Source organism: Streptomyces sp. RLB3-17 (genome assembly GCF_007113425.2).
In the GTDB taxonomy this organism is placed as follows: domain Bacteria; phylum Actinomycetota; class Actinomycetes; order Streptomycetales; family Streptomycetaceae; genus Streptomyces; species Streptomyces mirabilis_D.
Genome location: NZ_CP041610.2, coordinates 1,247,660 through 1,263,594 on the forward strand (window position 1 = coordinate 1,247,660; position 15,935 = coordinate 1,263,594).

At 69.2% G+C, this 15,935-nt stretch carries 15 protein-coding genes and 1 pseudogene; 9 read left to right on the forward strand and 7 right to left on the reverse strand.

What is annotated here, in order from left to right:
* Nucleotides 1-36 precede the first annotated feature (36 nt).
* Nucleotides 37-675, reverse strand: coding sequence for a hypothetical protein (locus tag FNV62_RS05935; RefSeq protein ID WP_097283045.1), 639 nt, complete (start codon nucleotides 673-675; stop codon nucleotides 37-39).
* Between the two features lie 681 nt (nucleotides 676-1,356).
* Between FNV62_RS05935 and rph the strand changes: the two genes are divergently transcribed.
* The gene (rph, locus tag FNV62_RS05940; protein WP_143612535.1) at nucleotides 1,357-3,954 is read left to right on the forward strand and encodes a rifamycin-inactivating phosphotransferase; all 2,598 of its coding nucleotides are present in this window, start codon (nucleotides 1,357-1,359) and stop codon (nucleotides 3,952-3,954) included.
* A gap of 357 nt (nucleotides 3,955-4,311) precedes the next feature.
* On the opposite strand, the gene FNV62_RS05945 is transcribed toward rph, so the two are convergent.
* On the reverse strand, nucleotides 4,312-4,689 hold the full coding sequence (locus tag FNV62_RS05945) for a hypothetical protein (protein WP_143607112.1): 378 nt from the start codon (nucleotides 4,687-4,689) through the stop codon (nucleotides 4,312-4,314).
* Nucleotides 4,690-5,049: 360 nt separating this feature from the next.
* Here FNV62_RS05945 and FNV62_RS05950 point away from each other — a divergent pair, with 360 nt between their 5' ends.
* Nucleotides 5,050-5,739 (forward strand): DUF4232 domain-containing protein, encoded by a 690-nt coding sequence (locus FNV62_RS05950; RefSeq protein WP_143600214.1) that lies wholly within the window; start codon nucleotides 5,050-5,052, stop codon nucleotides 5,737-5,739.
* Nucleotides 5,740-6,367: 628 nt separating this feature from the next.
* Here the strand turns inward: FNV62_RS05950 and FNV62_RS05955 are convergent.
* Complete coding sequence (locus FNV62_RS05955; RefSeq protein WP_143605186.1) at nucleotides 6,368-7,582, reverse strand: RNA-guided endonuclease InsQ/TnpB family protein; 1,215 nt, start codon at nucleotides 7,580-7,582, stop codon at nucleotides 6,368-6,370.
* 48 nt (nucleotides 7,583-7,630) lie between these two features.
* On the opposite strand from FNV62_RS05955, the gene tnpA reads away from it, so the two are divergent.
* The 4 genes from tnpA (at nucleotide 7,631) to FNV62_RS05980 (ending at nucleotide 10,057) form a co-directional block, all read left to right on the forward strand.
* A complete protein-coding gene (gene tnpA, locus FNV62_RS05960) occupies nucleotides 7,631-7,987 on the forward strand; it encodes an IS200/IS605 family transposase (RefSeq protein WP_101913763.1) in 357 nt (118 codons plus the stop codon).
* A gap of 130 nt (nucleotides 7,988-8,117) precedes the next feature.
* Nucleotides 8,118-8,552: a VOC family protein gene (locus FNV62_RS05965; RefSeq protein WP_097283049.1), complete on the forward strand. Its 435-nt coding sequence runs from the start codon at nucleotides 8,118-8,120 to the stop codon at nucleotides 8,550-8,552.
* Between the two features lie 154 nt (nucleotides 8,553-8,706).
* Complete coding sequence (locus tag FNV62_RS05970) at nucleotides 8,707-8,937, forward strand: TetR family transcriptional regulator (RefSeq protein ID WP_205522447.1); 231 nt, start codon at nucleotides 8,707-8,709, stop codon at nucleotides 8,935-8,937.
* Nucleotides 8,938-9,256: 319 nt separating this feature from the next.
* A complete protein-coding gene (locus FNV62_RS05980; protein ID WP_143600215.1) occupies nucleotides 9,257-10,057 on the forward strand; it encodes a DUF6348 family protein in 801 nt (266 codons plus the stop codon).
* Between the two features lie 160 nt (nucleotides 10,058-10,217).
* On the opposite strand, the gene FNV62_RS05985 is transcribed toward FNV62_RS05980, so the two are convergent.
* On the reverse strand, nucleotides 10,218-11,486 hold the full coding sequence (locus FNV62_RS05985; RefSeq protein WP_143600216.1) for a hypothetical protein: 1,269 nt from the start codon (nucleotides 11,484-11,486) through the stop codon (nucleotides 10,218-10,220).
* 104 nt (nucleotides 11,487-11,590) lie between these two features.
* Between FNV62_RS05985 and FNV62_RS56985 the strand changes: the two are divergent.
* Nucleotides 11,591-11,638: pseudogene (locus FNV62_RS56985) on the forward strand (hypothetical protein); the annotation flags it as partial.
* 94 nt (nucleotides 11,639-11,732) lie between these two features.
* Complete coding sequence (locus FNV62_RS56990) at nucleotides 11,733-11,795, forward strand: DUF6207 family protein (RefSeq protein WP_258320987.1); 63 nt, start codon at nucleotides 11,733-11,735, stop codon at nucleotides 11,793-11,795.
* Nucleotides 11,796-12,296: 501 nt separating this feature from the next.
* On the opposite strand, the gene FNV62_RS05990 is transcribed toward FNV62_RS56990, so the two are convergent.
* Both FNV62_RS05990 and FNV62_RS05995 read right to left on the reverse strand, forming a co-directional pair.
* Nucleotides 12,297-12,830, reverse strand: coding sequence for an RICIN domain-containing protein (locus FNV62_RS05990; protein ID WP_143600217.1), 534 nt, complete (start codon nucleotides 12,828-12,830; stop codon nucleotides 12,297-12,299).
* 196 nt (nucleotides 12,831-13,026) lie between these two features.
* Complete coding sequence (locus FNV62_RS05995; RefSeq protein WP_143607117.1) at nucleotides 13,027-13,956, reverse strand: Ku protein; 930 nt, start codon at nucleotides 13,954-13,956, stop codon at nucleotides 13,027-13,029.
* Between the two features lie 111 nt (nucleotides 13,957-14,067).
* Here FNV62_RS05995 and FNV62_RS06000 point away from each other — a divergent pair, with 111 nt between their 5' ends.
* On the forward strand, nucleotides 14,068-14,946 hold the full coding sequence (locus FNV62_RS06000) for a DNA ligase (protein ID WP_143612536.1): 879 nt from the start codon (nucleotides 14,068-14,070) through the stop codon (nucleotides 14,944-14,946).
* A 123-nt stretch (nucleotides 14,947-15,069) separates the two neighbouring features.
* On the opposite strand, the gene FNV62_RS06005 is transcribed toward FNV62_RS06000, so the two are convergent.
* Entirely contained in the window at nucleotides 15,070-15,873 is an 804-nt protein-coding gene (locus tag FNV62_RS06005; protein ID WP_143600220.1) for a hypothetical protein, read from the reverse strand.
* Nucleotides 15,874-15,935 lie beyond the last annotated feature (62 nt).

Genomic DNA, 15,935 nt, shown 5'->3' on the forward strand with positions numbered 1-15,935 from the left:
GGCCACCCCATGTCGCTCTCGCCCGTCGGGGGCCCGTCAGTACCGCTGGGCCTTCGCCAGGACCGGGGTCAGCTGGGGTTGGGTGGGCTGTCTGCTGATGGCGACGGGCTGGGCGCGCTGACCCGGCTTGAGGTTCTCCGCGCCCACGAACCTGGTCTCGACGACCTTGCCGTCGGCGTTCTTGAAGTCGATCTGGACGGCGTACGAGGCCGTGCGATCGGTGTTGTTGGTGATGTTGACGAGCACCGCGAGCAGGCCGCCCGTCTTCGCCCTGGGCATGCCGGTCATGGCGACGTCGGACCGCGCGTTCCCGGGGCCCTGCACCTTCTTCAGCTCCGCCTGTGCCTGCGCGCTCGCGCGCGCCGTGTCGGCCGAGACGGACGCCTCGAACTCGGACGCCGCGGCGGACAGCGACGAGGCCGCCGCCGAGGCCGAGGCCCGGGCGGAGCCGATGATCGAGGAGGCGGCCGAGGCCAGGGCGGACGGCGGTGTGCCACTGAACCGCGAGGTGTCCGGCGGAGTGGCGCGCGGGGCGACGGAGGCGGCACCGCTGTCGCCGCCACTGTTCGTGCTGCACGAGACGAGCGCGGCGCCGCAGGTCAGGGTGGCCAGGAGGGCCGCGGTCGCGCGGCTGCGGCCGGTCCGTGCCGGGCCACCGTGGGTGCGTCTGCTCATGGAACTCGTCCTCTTCCTGCCGGTCCGAAAACCCGGTCTGCGGGCCTCCCTCATGCTCCGTGCCGGGCTCCGCGTCCGCGATCGGTGCTGACCCGTTGGGGTTGTCCGGCACCGGCGGGCCGCTCCGCCGGTGCGGTGATCCGACGTACACCGGGCTCGTGCGTCTCGTGCGGGCGTGCCGCACGGGCCGTCGACGTGCCAGCTCCCGCCCGGACGCGGGCCACGGCCTGATCGCGTGAGTGGGTCCGCGAACTCCCCGTTCGAAGGAAAAGGGACGCGGCCCGGTTCTTCCTCCGGCATCTCGGCCGGCCCGGCACGTCACCGGCCTGACCTGACGGCGGTGTCGGCGACCGTCAAGCGTCCGATTGCCGAGCTTGGCCCAGCACTCGCGCGGCACGCCGCCGCTTGGCGAGAAGGTTGTCGGTTCCAGCGGACGGCAAAAGAAAAAGGCAAGGAGAGAGCTCTCCTTGCCACTCTCAAGGTATAGCGCGCTGGGGGGCTTGCCGCAAGACCCGGGTCACGGAGCAGAATCGTCGGCCGACGCCACAACCTGCGGAAATGGGGACACGACGTGCGTGTGTTGTTGTCGACGCATCGGCCCGAGCGGGCGGAGCGGCCGACCGACTCGTCAGAGAGACGGCAACCAGGGATACGGAGCACGAATGCCTCGGAGGTACCGCGATGACTGAGCGGTACGTGCTGGATCTCCAAGAGGTCGACAAGAAGCAGGTCGCGGTCGTCGGCGGCAAGGGCGCGCACCTGGGCGGCCTGTCGCGGATCGAAGGCATCCGCGTGCCGGCCGGCTTTTGCGTGACGACGGACGCCTTCCGGCGGATCATGGCGAAAGCGCCGTCGCTCGACGATCGGCTCGATCAGCTGTCGCGCCTGAACCCGGACGACCGGGAGGCGATCCGCACGCTCAGCGCGCAGATCCGCCGGACCGTCGAAGGGATCGCCATCCCGGACGATCTCACGGCGGCGATCACCCGCGCGCTCACCCGGCTCGGCGAGCAGGCCGCCTACGCCGTCCGGTCCAGCGCGACGGCAGAGGACCTGCCGACGGCCTCCTTCGCCGGCCAGCAGGACACGTACCTGAACGTCGTGGGGCCGACGGCGATCCTCCAGCACGTCAGCCGCTGCTGGGCCTCGCTGTTCACCGAGCGGGCCGTGACGTACCGCCAGCGGAACGGCATCGACCACCGTACGGTCCACATGGCCGTGGTCGTGCAGCGGATGGTCTTCCCGCACGCGTCCGGCATCCTGTTCACGGCCGACCCCGTCACGGGCAACCGGAAGGTCGCCACCGTGGACGCCGGCTTCGGTCTCGGCGAGGCCCTGGTCTCCGGCCTGGTGAACCCGGACGTCTTCAAGGTGCGACACGGCGAAGTCGTCGCCAAGGCGATCGCCGCCAAACAGCGTGCCGTTCACGCCCTGCCGACCGGCGATACCCAGGAAGTGGCGATCGACTCGCGGCGGCAGGAGCAGCCGGCGCTGACGGATGCGCAGGTCGTACGGCTCGTGCAGCTCGGGCGGCGGATCGAAGCGCACTTCGGCCGCCCGCAGGACATCGAATGGTGCCTGGTCGATGACGGCTTCCAGATCGTTCAGAGCCGGCCGATCACGACGCTGTTCCCCATCCCCGAGACCGGCGACCAGGAGAATCACGTCTACGTCTCCGTCGGCCATCAGCAGATGATGACCGACCCCATGAAGCCCCTGGGGCTCTCCATGTGGCAGCTGACGGCCATGGTGCCGATGCACGCGGCCGGCGGGAGGCTGTTCGTCGACGTCACCCGGCGCCTGGCCTCGCCCGCGAGCCGCGCCGGCCTCCTGGACGTCATGGGGAGAGGCGATCCGCTGGTCAGGGACGCTCTGGAGACCGTCCTCGACCGCGACGACTTCGTCCCGTCGCTCCCGGACGCGGGTCCCGGCGGGCCGCCGACCGGCGGTGCGTCCGCCACGATCGAGACCGATCCGGCCATCGTCACCGAGCTGATCGAACGCAGCCAGGTGTCCATCGCCGCCCTGGAGCGCGACATCCGGACGAAGACCGGACCGGCGCTGTTCGAGTTCCTGCTGGAGGCCTTCGCGGAGCACAAGCGAGTCCTCAGTGATCCGCTGAGCATGCAGGCGATCATGGCGGGGATGGAGGCCACGTGGTGGCTCAACGACACGCTGCAGGAGTGGCTCGGCGAGAAGAACGCGGCTGACACGCTGACGCTGTCCGCCCCCGACAACGTCACGTCGGAGATGGGACTGGCGCTGCTCGACGTCGCGGACGTGATCCGGCCGCAGTCGGAGGTGGTGGCGTTCCTGCAGGGCGTCGAGGACGTGGGCTTCCTGGACGAGCTGGCGAAGCTCGCGGGCGGGACCGAAGCGCGCGACGCCATAGAGGCCTACCTCGACCGGTACGGCATGCGCTGCGTCGGCGAGATCGACATCACGAGGCCACGTTGGCGCGAACGCCCCACCACGCTCGTGCCCGTGCTCCTCGACAACGTCAGGAACTTCGAGCCGGGCGCCGCCGAGCGGCGCTTCGAACAAGGGCGGCAGAAGGCGCGGCAGAAGGAACAGGACGTGCTGTCACGCTTGCGGGCCCTGCCGGACGGGGACCGGAAAGCCGGCGAGGCCAAGCGGATGATCGACCGGGTCAGAACCTTCATCGGGTACCGGGAGTACCCGAAGTACGGCATCGTCAGCCGCTACTTCGTCTACAAGCAGGCCCTGTTGGAGGAGGCCGAGCGCCTCGTGCAGGCAGGCGTGCTTCCTGAGAAGGAGGACATCTTCTACCTGACGTTCCAGGAACTCCACGACGTCGTGCGCTCGAACCAGGCGGACGACCGGCTCATCCAGCAACGCAAGGACGCCTTCCGGTCGTACCACGCGCACACTCCACCCCGGGTGCTCACCTCGGATGGTGAGGCCGTCACCGGGGCGTACCGGCGCGACGACGTGCCGGCCGGCGCCCTGATCGGGCTCCCGGTTTCCGCCGGGACCATCGAGGGGAGGGCCCGCGTCATCCTTGACATCGCGGAGGCCGATCTCGAAGCGGGCGACATCCTGGTCACGACCTTCACGGACCCCAGTTGGTCGCCGCTGTTCGTCGCAGTCGCGGGCCTGGTGACGGAGGTGGGCGGCCTGATGACCCATGGCGCGGTGATCGCCCGGGAGTACGGCTTGCCGGCCGTCGTGGGCGTGGAGCGGGCCACCCGGCTGATCCGGGACGGGCAGCGGATCCGCGTGCACGGAAGCGACGGGTACGTCGAGATCCTGCCTTGACCGACCGCGCCGAGAAGCCCCATCCGTAGCTTTCGGCTGAACAACGCCATGCAGTGAAGCCCGAGGCTGGATAGGGAGTTTGGCGGCTTCCGGTGCGAATCCCCCGTCCACGGCCTCGGGAACGGCGAGGCCTCCGGTGGGCCGCCGGAGGCTGGCCCGCCCTCGATGTCAGCGACGGGTCTCCCACTCCAGAGGAACGGTCCGGCGATGGGAGACCGTCCGCATCAGGCGGATTCGGTCCCCTCAGCGCCGGTGCCACAGCCGCCGACCGACTGTCGGGACCAGCAAGCCCGACAGTCGGTACGGCACCGCCGGGCTCGACCCGGCTCGCGTGGTGTCCGCTCCGGAAGCGAGTCCTTACGGGTGTGCGATGTCGGTGATCACCTGGTCGTACCGCCGAACGGTTCCGGTGAACGTGTAGTTCGGGTACCTCGGCCGCAGGCGGGCCAGGGCCGCGTCGACGAAGGCCCACATGTCGCCGATATCGGCGTGGGCGTCGAAGATGGCGTGGGTCAGCCATTCGCCCTCGTCGTTGGCCACGTAGGCTTCGTACTTCTGCTCTTCGGTGGTGACGGCCATGGGTGTATCGGTCTCCTGGTTCGTGGCCTGCCGGGTGTCTGCGCTCTTGTCGTCCACGGTGGCGGCTGCCTGCGCTGTCCCTGCCGCGGTGAGAAGCGCTGCCGTCGCGGCCGTGCCGGCGGCGCCCAGCACGGTCCGCCGGGAAATCTCTGACACGGTTCTCCCCCTGCGTTGGCCCCTCCCGGTGAGAGGCCGCAGCCGACCATACATACAAGACCCTTTAAAACAAGGGTGGTTGGAAGAAATGCGGCTCCTCACTCACGTGCGACAACCTGGGGATTCACACGGCCCTGACCGGGCCCCTGATGACTACCGATCCGGAGCGAACGCTGCCGTCGACGACGGTCCGCTTGAGGATGGCGCTGACCGCGGAACCTGACCTGTGCCCTGAAAGCCTTCTGCATGGCTGACGCGAGGTCAGGACACCTCTGTTACAAGGCCGTTGATGATCCGCTCATACTGTGGTGATCAACACGGCGCCCGCCAGCGCCCCTTACGCTACGGAGAAGAACCACCATGCGCCTGTTCCACGCCGCCACCGCACTCGCCGCCACGTCCGCGCTGGCCCTGACGCTCACCGCCTGCGGGAACGGCAGCGGCAACGACGCGTCGGGCGACCAGTCGTCCGCACCGGCTTCCTCGCCCTCCGCCACTGCGTCCGGCGGCGCCCAGACCGAGAACGCGGGCGCCACGAAGGATGCGGGCAGCAGCACGGGCGGCGGCAGTACGGGCAGCAGCACGGGCGGCGGTACCGGCACCACCACCGGCGGCAGCGGGGGCGGCACCGGCGCGGGCCGATGCCACACCGCCGGGCTGGGCTTCTCGTTCGGCTCCGGCGACGGCAAGGTCAGCAGCTCGGACGACCAGCAGCAGCTGGCCGTGGTGCTGAAGAACAAGACGTCCGCCGCATGCACCATCCAGGGCTTCCCCGGGGTCGATCTGAAGTCCTCCGGCGGCAGCTGGTCGCTGACCCGCAGCGGTGCGACACCCAAGAAGGTCACCCTGGCCGCCGGCAGCAGCACGACGTTCACCATCACCTTCCTGCCGTGGAACCAGGGCAACGGCACCGAGTTCAAGGCCACCTCGGTCGTCGTCACCCCGCCGAACGAGACCACCTCGACCACCCTGGCCTGGCCCGGCGGCAGCGTCCTGCTCCAGGACGGCGCCACGCACCCCGGCACCTACACCGGCCCCGTCGGCGGCTGACGGCCTGACTGAGTCGTACGCACTGTCGCATGCCTTCGACAAGTCCCGGCAGGAACTGAGCCGCAACCGCACGGCCCGTCACCATGGTCCCGGGAGCCGAACCTGGCCGGAGGGAGGGGCACGCGGCAGAGGCTTCCTCCCGGCAGCCCTTGCACAGTCGTCCTCGACGGCACGGCCGACGACGTGGACCCTTGCCCCGCCGCCGCACGCACCGCGCGGTGGCGGCCCCACGACTTCCGGAGGACCTGCATCACCGACGCCATCCTCTCCGGGGTGCCCCCGCACCTTGCGGCCAAGGTCTGCGGCCACTCCACGGAACGCCGTGCCGGTCCGAAAATGCGTGCGCCAGATGCCCACTCCTCCGGGGCGACCCAGCCCAAAAGCTCGAAGCCATGGGCACTGCCCGCGAGACACCTGTTCTCCTCGGCACGCCGGACGGCCGCCTGTCCGCCGGCCGATCGACCACGCGGACACTCGGCGGTGAAAGAGCCGAGTCGTCCAGGCGTCGGATCTCTCGACCGGCCTCGTTGTCGATCTCGGGCTCAGTCAACATGACCCGGCCCTAAAGGACCGGGCTTGGAGGTAGCGCCCAACTGGCTGCTGGGTTGGCTCCTCCGTCCAGACACCCCTATGGGGTGGCAGGGACGCGTGACTCACGCCCCGCAGTCCACACGTCCTCGCCCCTGCGGGCGAGGACGTGGGAAGCGTTCCGGTCGGCGTGCGCAACGACGCCGCACGACCGGCATGCGAACTTGGCTTGGGAGATCCGGTTGAGGCGGTCGATGTGGCCGCACTCGGCGCACTCACGGGAGGAGTATGCGGGATCAACGAAGACCAGGGGCACACCGGCCCGCTTGGCCTTGTAGACGATGAAGTCTCCGAGCTGGGCGAATGCCCAGGAGTGGAGTGCGACCCGTTGGGGCTTGCGGAGCCGTACCCTCTGCCGGATTCCCTTGAGTTCTTCCAGGGAGATCCCGGCGGAGGTGCGTTCAGCCTCGGTCACGATCGTCTTGGCGATGATGTGGTTGGTGTTCTTGACATGCCGCGTCTCGCGGCGGGAGCGCTCCTTCAACCGGCGCCTGGCGGACTTGGTGCGCTTCTTCTGGAGCTTGGCCCGCAGGGCACGTTGACGCTTGCGGTAGCGGTTGAGGCCGCGCCCGGCGGCCTGGTAGCCGGTGGATGTGGTGGCGATGTTGACGATGCCGAGGTCCACGCCGATGAAGCCGTCCGGCTCGTACTGCTCGGCCTCGGGAACCTCGCAGGTGGCGGCCAGGTAGAAGCTGCCGTCACGCTCGATCAGATCCGACTCGCCCTTGCGGCACTCGCGGAGCGTCTTGAGCGCGTCGGCGGAGCAGACGAAGCGGACGTTCTTGATACGCCCGGCGGTGGTCCAGATCGACACGGTCTGCTGGTCGTACTGCCAGCTCAGACACCGGTCGTCATACGGCTGCGCGGCCTCGGGCCGGAAGGCGATCGGCTTGGACTCCGCCTTGCGGTGGCGCTTCGAACCTTCCTTGCCGAGATTCCCGGCCCGGATGTTCGCCTTCAAGGTGGTGTAGGCGTCGCGCACCTTCTTGATGGTGTGCTGGGCGGCCTGCGCCCCGAGTCCTTCGGCCTTGAGGCGCGGGTACGTGTGCTTGCGCAGCTCGTACTCACGCGGCACGCCGTGGGCGAACGCCACCTCGGAGACCCAGCACGCCAGGTCGTTGACCGTGCGCAGGGTGGAGCGCAGCGCGGCGGCCTGCTCGGCCTCCGGCATCAGCTTCACCTGCGTCACGATCTTCACGGGGGGGTGATCATACCGTTGGTCTATGTCACCACGCTGGGAGCCGAACCCCAACATCCGCAGGGGCCATAGGGTCGTGTACTCGCGTACACCCTCCGCGCCCATTTGGTCTTCACGCCCAAGTACCGGCGCGGCCCGTTCACCGACGAGATCCTTACGCGCTGCGAAGAGATCATGCGGGCCGTGTGCGCCGACTTCGAAACCGAGCTGGTGGAGTTCAACGGCGAGGCCGATCACGTCCACCTGCTCGTGCACTATCCGCCCAAGGTCGCCATCTCCCGCCTGGTCGGCTCCCTCAAGGGCGTCTCCGCCCGCAGGCTCCGCCAGGAGTTCCCCGGCCACATCCGCAAGTACCTGTGGGGTGACCACTTCTGGTCGCCGTCCTACTTCGCCGCATCCTGCGGCGGCGCACCGCTGGCGATCATCAAGGAGTACATCGAGAACCAGAAGCGTCCTGGCTGAGGCAGACAGTGCAGACCCGTGCGCCCGTGCGGGTCAGAGCAGTGTTAAGAAGCGCTTCCTCCCGGGCGTGACGCCCGGGGTTCCGCGCTAGATCATGCTGAACTCCCGAATGCACCTCTACGATGGACCGATGGCGTCGATCAAGCAGATCCAAGTGACCTTCGACTGCGCAAAACCTGAGCGCGTCGCTCGTTTCTGGTGCGAGGTGTTGGGGTACGTCGTACCGCCGCCCCCGGAGGGGTTTGCTACTTGGGACGATTTCGATCGCGCACTGCCGCCTGAGCGTCAGGGTTCAGCGTTCGCATGCGTGGATCCCTCAGGTGTGGGCCCGCGACTGTTCTTCCAGCGCGTTCCCGAAGGCAAGGTTGTCAAGAATCGGCTGCATCTTGACGTGCGGGTCGGCACCGGGCTCGTGGGTGAAGAGCGCGTCGCCGCACTCGAGGCCGAGTGCGCACGACTGGTCGCGCTCGGCGCGGTACGCGTGCGACTACTGCGTGCCGATGGCCACAACGAGTCGTGCCTCCTGATGCAGGACATCGAGGGCAACGAGTTCTGTCTCGACTGAGTGGCCGCGAACGTGGCACCTCCGCGAGTCGACTGGTGCCGTTCACCATCACGAGGGTCACCGTCCCGCGACAAAGGGACCCAAGATCGCGCGGTCCGGGGAACTGCGAAGCCGGCCACCGGTTGCGGGTCACTGGGCAACGCGGTGCCGCGGGGTGCAGACCTGGCGGACCATCCGCGCCGCAGCCCTGACCCTGTCCGAGGAGCGCGGGTTCGATGCGGTGACCATCGACGAAATCGCCGCTGCGGCCAACGTCGCACGTGGGACGTTCTTCAACTACTTCGAAAGCAAAGAAGCGGTCGTCGTCGCCTACGGCCCTCACGAGGCCGAGGTTCAGCGCAGCCTGATCGCTTCCTCGGTTCATATCCCCCTGCGGGGGCAGTAACAGGCGGGGCGGAGACCGACAGATGCCCGGCGCCCGCCGTACGGCGCTCAAGACGAAACCGAGGATCAGCGTGGCCAGTTGAAGTACTCCTTGGCCAACTGGACTGCTCAGTCACAATGCCGGAGCGCGCGGAAGGAGCACCGCCCCGGTCAGTAGTCGACGTCGAGGTAGTCGATGTCGGTGAGGTCCACCAGCAGGCCGTGCGCGCGCCGGCCGCGGTCCTGGAAGTAGATCTCCTGGAGTCCTTCGGCCACGATGTCCTGGAGCTGTTGCTCGGCGGCTCCGGCGGCATGTGCGACCGCGCTCTAAGATCCACCGCATGTCTTGGATACGTCGCCGAGCGCGTGACGCCGAACCGCCGCCCGAACGCCTGCCGGACCTGGAGTTCCTCGCTCTGGTGAAGGCCAGTCTGGAGAGGTACGCGCCAGGTGTGACGGAACGGACCGAGCTGAAAGGCAACTCCTTGAGCAGCCCGCACGGGTGGGCGATCGGCGTGATGCCGCCCGTGCACGGCGGTCCCCACCACTACGACCTGGTCGCGCTGCCGGACACGAGCCTCCAGCCCGACGTGCCGTGCTTCATGGACTGCGTTGTGGCGATCGCCGGGGACGCCCCCAAGGCGGCCGACACATGGGTGCAAACCGCCGGTGCGTGCATGTTGGAACTCCTGGACCGGCGCCAGTACTTCGCCGACCATGCCGGTCCCGATGACGAACGCGGCGTTCCCGGATGGCACTGCATCGCCTCCGGGGCCGTCGGCCTCGGCGCCGACGCCGAGGAGAGCCGTCGCCTGCAAAATTCCCTGGTCGACGCGAACGTGCTCCACCACATCGCGGACACGTTCACGGCAGACCTGGAATCGCCGTTCTTCAACGGCATCAAGGTCTTCTACGGTGGGCAACCCGGCAAGATGCAGGCGGAGATCCGCGTCAACGGGGAACGTCACGAAGCGGCCTCCGCGGCCTTGGCGGCCATGAACCTGCCCGAACCCAACGCGTTCACGATGGTCCGCGCCTACGCCCTGCTGCTCCCCATGCCGGAAGACGGAACCGAGCCGCCGTATCCGCCAGCCCGTCTCGACCTCACCCACACCCGCGCCTCCGGCAACCAGCCGGCGTGAGCGCGATGCTTACAGTGACACGTCGGCGGGAACCGGTCATGAGCACCCAAATCGACGACACCGGCGTACCGCGGTTCACCGGGAAACTCCACACTCCTTCGTGGGAACCCCACACCGTTAGGGCCTGTCCGACGGATCAGCTCGGAGCCGCGTGGCAGCCCTAGGCATGCACCCCGACGGCCCGCAGCAGCCGGATTGCCGCGACCCGCTGGTGACGCGGCCGGTCCTCGACCAGGAGCCGGTGCAGCAGCTCCTGCGGTATGCGGTCGGCCCACGGCAACAGGGCCACGGTCGCCTGCCGGACCACCGCCGCCGACGGGTCGTCCAGGAGCGGTCGTACGTCGTCGACGCGCACCGCCTCAAGCGCCCGCAGCCCGGCCACCGCGCAGGCGCGCACCCCAGGGACCGGGTGCGCGAGGAGCACCCGGATCCGATCCGCGTCACGGGTCCGGTCCGCGTCCTCGCGTACCCCACACTCGCCGAGGCCCACTGCGGCGGCGGGTCGGCCCGCGGCGTCGGCACAGAGAGCGCGGTAGAGCGGTGCCGGGTCGGTGCCGCTCTGCCGCAGTACCCACCGGGCGCACGCCCGTACCACGGCGGACCGGTCGGTGAGGTACGGCTCGGCGTCGGCGTGCCGGCCGGCCCGGCGCAGTGCGGTCACCCCCGCCGAGCGAACCCGGGGCTGGCGGGAGGCGAGCAGCGGCGCCACGACCTCGGTGAACTCGTCGAAGGTGCCCTCGCCGAGGGCGGCCACGGCCGCGTCGGCGCACAGGTCCTGCACTACGACGTCGCGGTGTCGGGCGGCGGTTTGAGCGAGCCGGGCCGCGGGGAGCAGCCGCCGCTCGACGGCGACGCGGTGCGCGAGGCGGGCCGTGGCTCGGTCGCCGCTGTCGAGCAGCGCCGTCGCCTGCGCGGCCGGGCCCGCGCGCAGCGCCCCGGTCAGCAGCTCCTGGGCGAAGCCGCCCCGGGAGCGGCGGCCGACCCGCAGGATCAGCGCGGCATGCGCGGCCAGCCGGTGCGGGGGCGCCTCGGCCAGGAGCACGCGGGCCCGTTCGCGTACCGGCTCCGCCCAGTCCGCGCAGCGGATGACGACCAGCGCAAGCAGCGCGGGCCGCTCCTCGGTATGGTCCAGCGCGGCCTCACGGATCCGGCCGTCGGGGTGGCAGAGGGCGAGGGCGAGTTCGGCGTCACCGGGCCTATGGTGCCAAGTGACGGTGGGCAGCGACGCATCCGGATCCCAGCTCAGCCGCCGCCCGGACGGCGACGCGTTCGAGTGGAACAGCTCCGGCCGCTGCCAGGCCAGTTCGCGTACCCCGAAGTCAAGGCCGATCCAGGACTCTGGATCCGTCACATCGAGCGCCTGGTCCAGAGCAACTCCGGCGGCCAGTCGCCTGACGGCCTCGTACGACTCGTCTTCGCTGGTCAGCATGGGTGAAGCCTAGCCACCCGCCGTCGCTGTCCCCGGGCCTACCCGGTCGGGTGAAGACCCCAGGATCGGAGAACCGCTGCCGGGGGCTGTGCGTAGTGCTGTGCATGGGACCGATCAGCGAAGTGCATGTGGCGGAGCCGGGGATCGCTGTCGTGGAAGTCGCGGCCGCCGACGACCAGACGGCCTTCCCTGTAGGAAGTACTCGCTGCGCGGTGGGCGACCGCGACGACGGACCGTACGACACGGGTGCCTGGCGAGCCGGGCGTACGGCTGCGCTGCTACCTGGATGTGCGCCAGGAGCTCAGCTGACCTGTCGTGGCCGGGCCTGTGTCGTGCCTACACGGTGGTGTGGTCGGGGTCAGTCCCCGCAGCAGGAGAGCGAAGCGGCCGCCCGCGCGGCCGCGTCAGCTCTGGATCGCTCTGCTCTGGAGCCTCTGGGAGTTCCCCGAGGTCAACTCGTTCGACGGGCAGAAGCCGTGGGGACTCCTCCGCGGACGGCGTGCTCCTGGTGGCGGTCGGGCCCGTGCCGAGGCGGCGTCGCATGGTGCTCATGGCGGGAGTCTGGCGCATGCCCCGGGGATCCCGGGAAGGGAGCCCATATTTGCCATGGCGGGGATCAGGCTCGGGTACGCCACGGCGAGCGATGCATCAACCGCCTCAAGGCCAGAGGCGCGGCCTGGCCACGCGATGCGACAAGGTCGCCATCGCTTACCAGGCCACCCTCTACCTCGCCGGCGTCCTCATCTGGACCCGACGCTGACCAAGGAAACTAGGGGGACCGTGTCGCTGCGGGGGAGCAGCGGCGCGGCCTCACACATCGACGAGTGTGAAGCGCTGAGAGTCGGACCCGTCGCACGCATCGCCCTCGATCCTGGCACCGTCGCTGACGCTGGTCACGGTCCAGCAGAGCCCCACGGACAGCGACCTGAACCCGATGCCCGGCTGACCGTGTTCGGCGAAGTACGTGAAGCGCTGATGAAGGGAACCCTCCCTGCACTCCTGCTGGATGATCGGCCAAGTGATCCCGTTACCCCCGGATGTGCCGTAGATAGTCAGGCACTTGTCCGCGAACGTCCTGATCTCGTGGGTCGGGTTCGCGACGCCATCGTTCATGCTCTTGAAGCGTTGGGCGGGAAGATTCTGGCACCGGTTCTGTTCAAGCGAAGCGCCGTCGCTGGTGCTCTGGTTCCTGATGGTCAGGCACTTGCCCGTGGACGTCTTGATCTGGACGAGGTGGTAAGCGGGCTGCGCGGGCCGAGCTGCTCCGATCATGGAGGCAAGGACTGCTGCGCCAGCTACGGCCGCTGCCGGCCGTCGCAGGGACCTCATCATGGTGCCGATCACGTGGCCTCTCTTCTCCTTCGTGGGACGCGCTAGCTCTCACACTCTCCGCTGGTCAGCACCGCTCAGACTTCCCTGCCGACGGGATGAGGAAAGGTCAGAGCACCCGGTGTCGCGGATACCCGGCGCGCCTGCCACCCCCGCGGGTGAACTGGACTGACCGGTTCCGGCCACGCGCCCACACATCAGGAGACACGCCCTAGGCGCCCCGCTGCCCCCGGCCCGGCTTCTTCGCCGCCGTCTTCTTCTTCGCCGTCTTCTTGGCAGACGCCTTCCCCGCCGTCTTCCTGGTCGTGGCCGTCTTCTTCGGCATCTCGTGGACCTCGGCATCGCCGGCGTCCCCGTCGCGTGCGGCCTGGGCCTTGCGGACGCTCTCCTGGAGGGCGGCCATCAGGTCGACGACCTGGCCGCCCGGCTCATCGGCCTCGGTGCTCGGTTCGGGCGGCTGTCGGCCCTCGGCCTTCGCCTCGATGACCGCCTCGAGTGCCTTCCGGTACTCGTCCTGGTAGCCGGAGATGTCGTCCGTCGTCATCGAGTCGACCAGCAGCAGCGCTTCGTCGATCTCGGAGTCCGTGACCGTGATGTCCTTCGGGGCGAGCTCGGAGGGGTCGCGCACCTCGTCGTCCCACTTGAGCACGTGCGCGACCAGTGCCCCGTCCCGCACGCGCAGCAGCACCAGGCGCTCACGCCCGTGCCACGCCAGCTTCGCCACGGCCACCTTCGTGTTGCGGGCCAGCGCCCGGGCGATCAGAGCGTACGGCTTCGCTGCGACTTGGCCGTCGTACTTCAGGAAGTAGCTGTCGCCGCTCAGCCGCACCGGGTCGATCGACGCGGCCGGCACGAACGCGACGATCTCGATCGCTTTCGCGGTCGGCAGCGGCATCTGCTCCAGCTCTTCGTCCGTGACCGCGACCAGCGTGTCCTTGGAGACCTCGTACCCCTTGCCGATCTCGGCCGCGGACACCTCGCGGTCCTCCGTTTCGCAGTACTTGCGCACACGCACCCGGCCCAGGTCTTCGGTATGGACCTGGTGGAAACGGACCGAACGGTCCTCGGTGGCGCTCAGCAGCTTCACCGGAATGGTCACCAGGCCAAAGGAAATGGCGCCGCTCCACAGCGGTCGGGGCATCACAGACCTCCACGACAACCCCGAGCCCCACCAGCTTAAAAGCCCCCAGAGCGGCCCGCTCCCCCACAACACCGGCGGGCGCCGCAGCCGCGGCCGCTGCAGGCTGGACGGGTGGACTGGCCCGCTTCCGTCGCCCTCGCCCAGTCCGTACCGGAACTGCCTACCGGCACGGACTGGAGCTACGAGGTGAAACTCGACGGCCACCGAATGATCATGTGGCGGACCGACGACGGGGTCCGCCTGCAGGCCCGCTCCGGACGCGACGTCACCGCCGCATGGGGCGACCTCGCCCTCGCCGGCCACCACCTCCCGGCCGGGACCGTCCTCGACGGCGAGGCCGTCATCACCACCGAAGACGGACGGATCAGCTTCGAGGCCGCACAGGCCCGAGCCGCCTCCTCCCCCACCCGCGCCCACCAACTGGCCGCCCATCGCCCCGCGCACTACATCGCCTTCGACGCCCTGCAACTGCCATCCGGCGACGTCCGGCCGCGTCCGTACAGCGAGCGCCGCTCAGCCCTCCTTAGCCTCCTGGCAGAACTGCCCGCGAACACCCCGATCCAGGCCGTCTCCGCCACCACCGACCGCGACACCGCACTCACCTGGTACAACACCCTCCACAACCAGGGCGTCGAAGGCATCGTCGCCAAACGCACCACCTCCCCCTACCGGGCCGGCCGCACCGGGGGATGGCAGAAGATCCGGCATGCTGAGACTGTCGATGCCGACGTGATCGGCTACACCGGGCCGAAGACCCGGCCCCGCGCGCTCGCGGTGCGTCTGCCGAACGGACGTACCGCACTCACGCAGACGCTGTCGGCACGGCTCGCTGCGCAGATTGCGCAGGTCTTGGTCACGGCCCGTCCAGCAAAGCAGGGCCGCGCAGATACCGGTGAGGCCTACAGCAGGATTCCTTCTGGCCTCGCCGTCGTGGAAGTCCTCGCGGGCACCACCCGCCACGCAGTCGTGACCCCGCTACGCCTTCGATGAGCGCAGAAGCAGATCGAGTTCCGGGGCAAGGTGGCGAAGCCAGCGTCATGGGGTCAAGTTGCCAGCCGGGTCTTGCCGCCTGGCTGCACTGGTACGGCCCATGGACCTCTGCGAAGCTCCCTCTCAGTGCGGCAGCCAGACCGCGACGGCGCTGGCCAGCAGGGGTGTCAGGACCACGATGCCCGCTTGGAGATCGGCGAATGGGCCCGCCTCGGCACCCAGCAGTTGTTCAAACCTCGCACGCTGTTCGGTTCGCTCAAGAAGTGCCGCCGGCTCATCGACGCCGGTCAGTGTGAACAGCCGCTCGGTGAGATGGTGCGCTTGATGGCGCAGTCCGATCGCGGCCGGAGCGTAGACGATGGCTACGAGCAGCGTGCCCGCGCCGCCGAAAACCAGGACGTATTCAAAGGGCGTGGCATCGGTTGAGGCCAGGGCGTGCGCCTTCACCAGTTCAGCCTCCAATCGCACGACCGCCCCCAGCGCCAGCGTGGACAGCGCGACCAGCGCCCCCAGGCTGGCCACCAGCGCCCGCATGGTCCGACGGCGAGCCAACAGCCATTCCGTCAGCTCGCCTGCGGCCACGTCGCTTCGATCAGAGCGCGTTGCCTTCCATACCGCGTAGGCAACGCACACCATCGGCGTTGCTCCAACCAGGGCAGTGCCCACGAGCAGAGACCCCCGCCACGCTCCCGGACGATCATTGGAAGAGGCCGCCACCGCGCCATAGAGCGCCGCGCCCAGCACTACCGTGCCCACGATGACGGCCGCCTCGCGCCGCGATCGGCGTTCTGCCTCAGGCAGAGCGCGCCACTGCTGGGCACCCAAAGCGAAGACAATCCCTGCCCCACAGGTCAAACCGAAGGCAAGCGCCGCCCACACCGGCCACAAGTCGGCTTCCCGGTGCTGGGACGTGACCACCAAGCTCACCCAGATCCCGAGGCCGACCCCCGCTGGTGCAGCCGACGCCGTCCAGGCCGCAGCCCGCTCCC

Bases quoted from the DNA above. Each gene is read 5' to 3' on its own strand.
- FNV62_RS05935 (WP_097283045.1), bottom strand. From the start codon at position 675: ATGAGCAGACGCACCCACGGTGGCCCGGCACGGACCGGCCGCAGCCGC.
- rph (WP_143612535.1), top strand. From the start codon at position 1,357: ATGACTGAGCGGTACGTGCTGGATCTCCAAGAGGTCGACAAGAAGCAG.
- FNV62_RS05950 (WP_143600214.1), top strand. From the start codon at position 5,050: ATGCGCCTGTTCCACGCCGCCACCGCACTCGCCGCCACGTCCGCGCTG.
- FNV62_RS05955 (WP_143605186.1), bottom strand. From the start codon at position 7,582: ATGTTGGGGTTCGGCTCCCAGCGTGGTGACATAGACCAACGGTATGAT.
- FNV62_RS05965 (WP_097283049.1), top strand. From the start codon at position 8,118: ATGGCGTCGATCAAGCAGATCCAAGTGACCTTCGACTGCGCAAAACCT.
- FNV62_RS05980 (WP_143600215.1), top strand. From the start codon at position 9,257: ATGTCTTGGATACGTCGCCGAGCGCGTGACGCCGAACCGCCGCCCGAA.
- FNV62_RS05985 (WP_143600216.1), bottom strand. From the start codon at position 11,486: ATGCTGACCAGCGAAGACGAGTCGTACGAGGCCGTCAGGCGACTGGCC.
- FNV62_RS05995 (WP_143607117.1), bottom strand. From the start codon at position 13,956: ATGCCCCGACCGCTGTGGAGCGGCGCCATTTCCTTTGGCCTGGTGACC.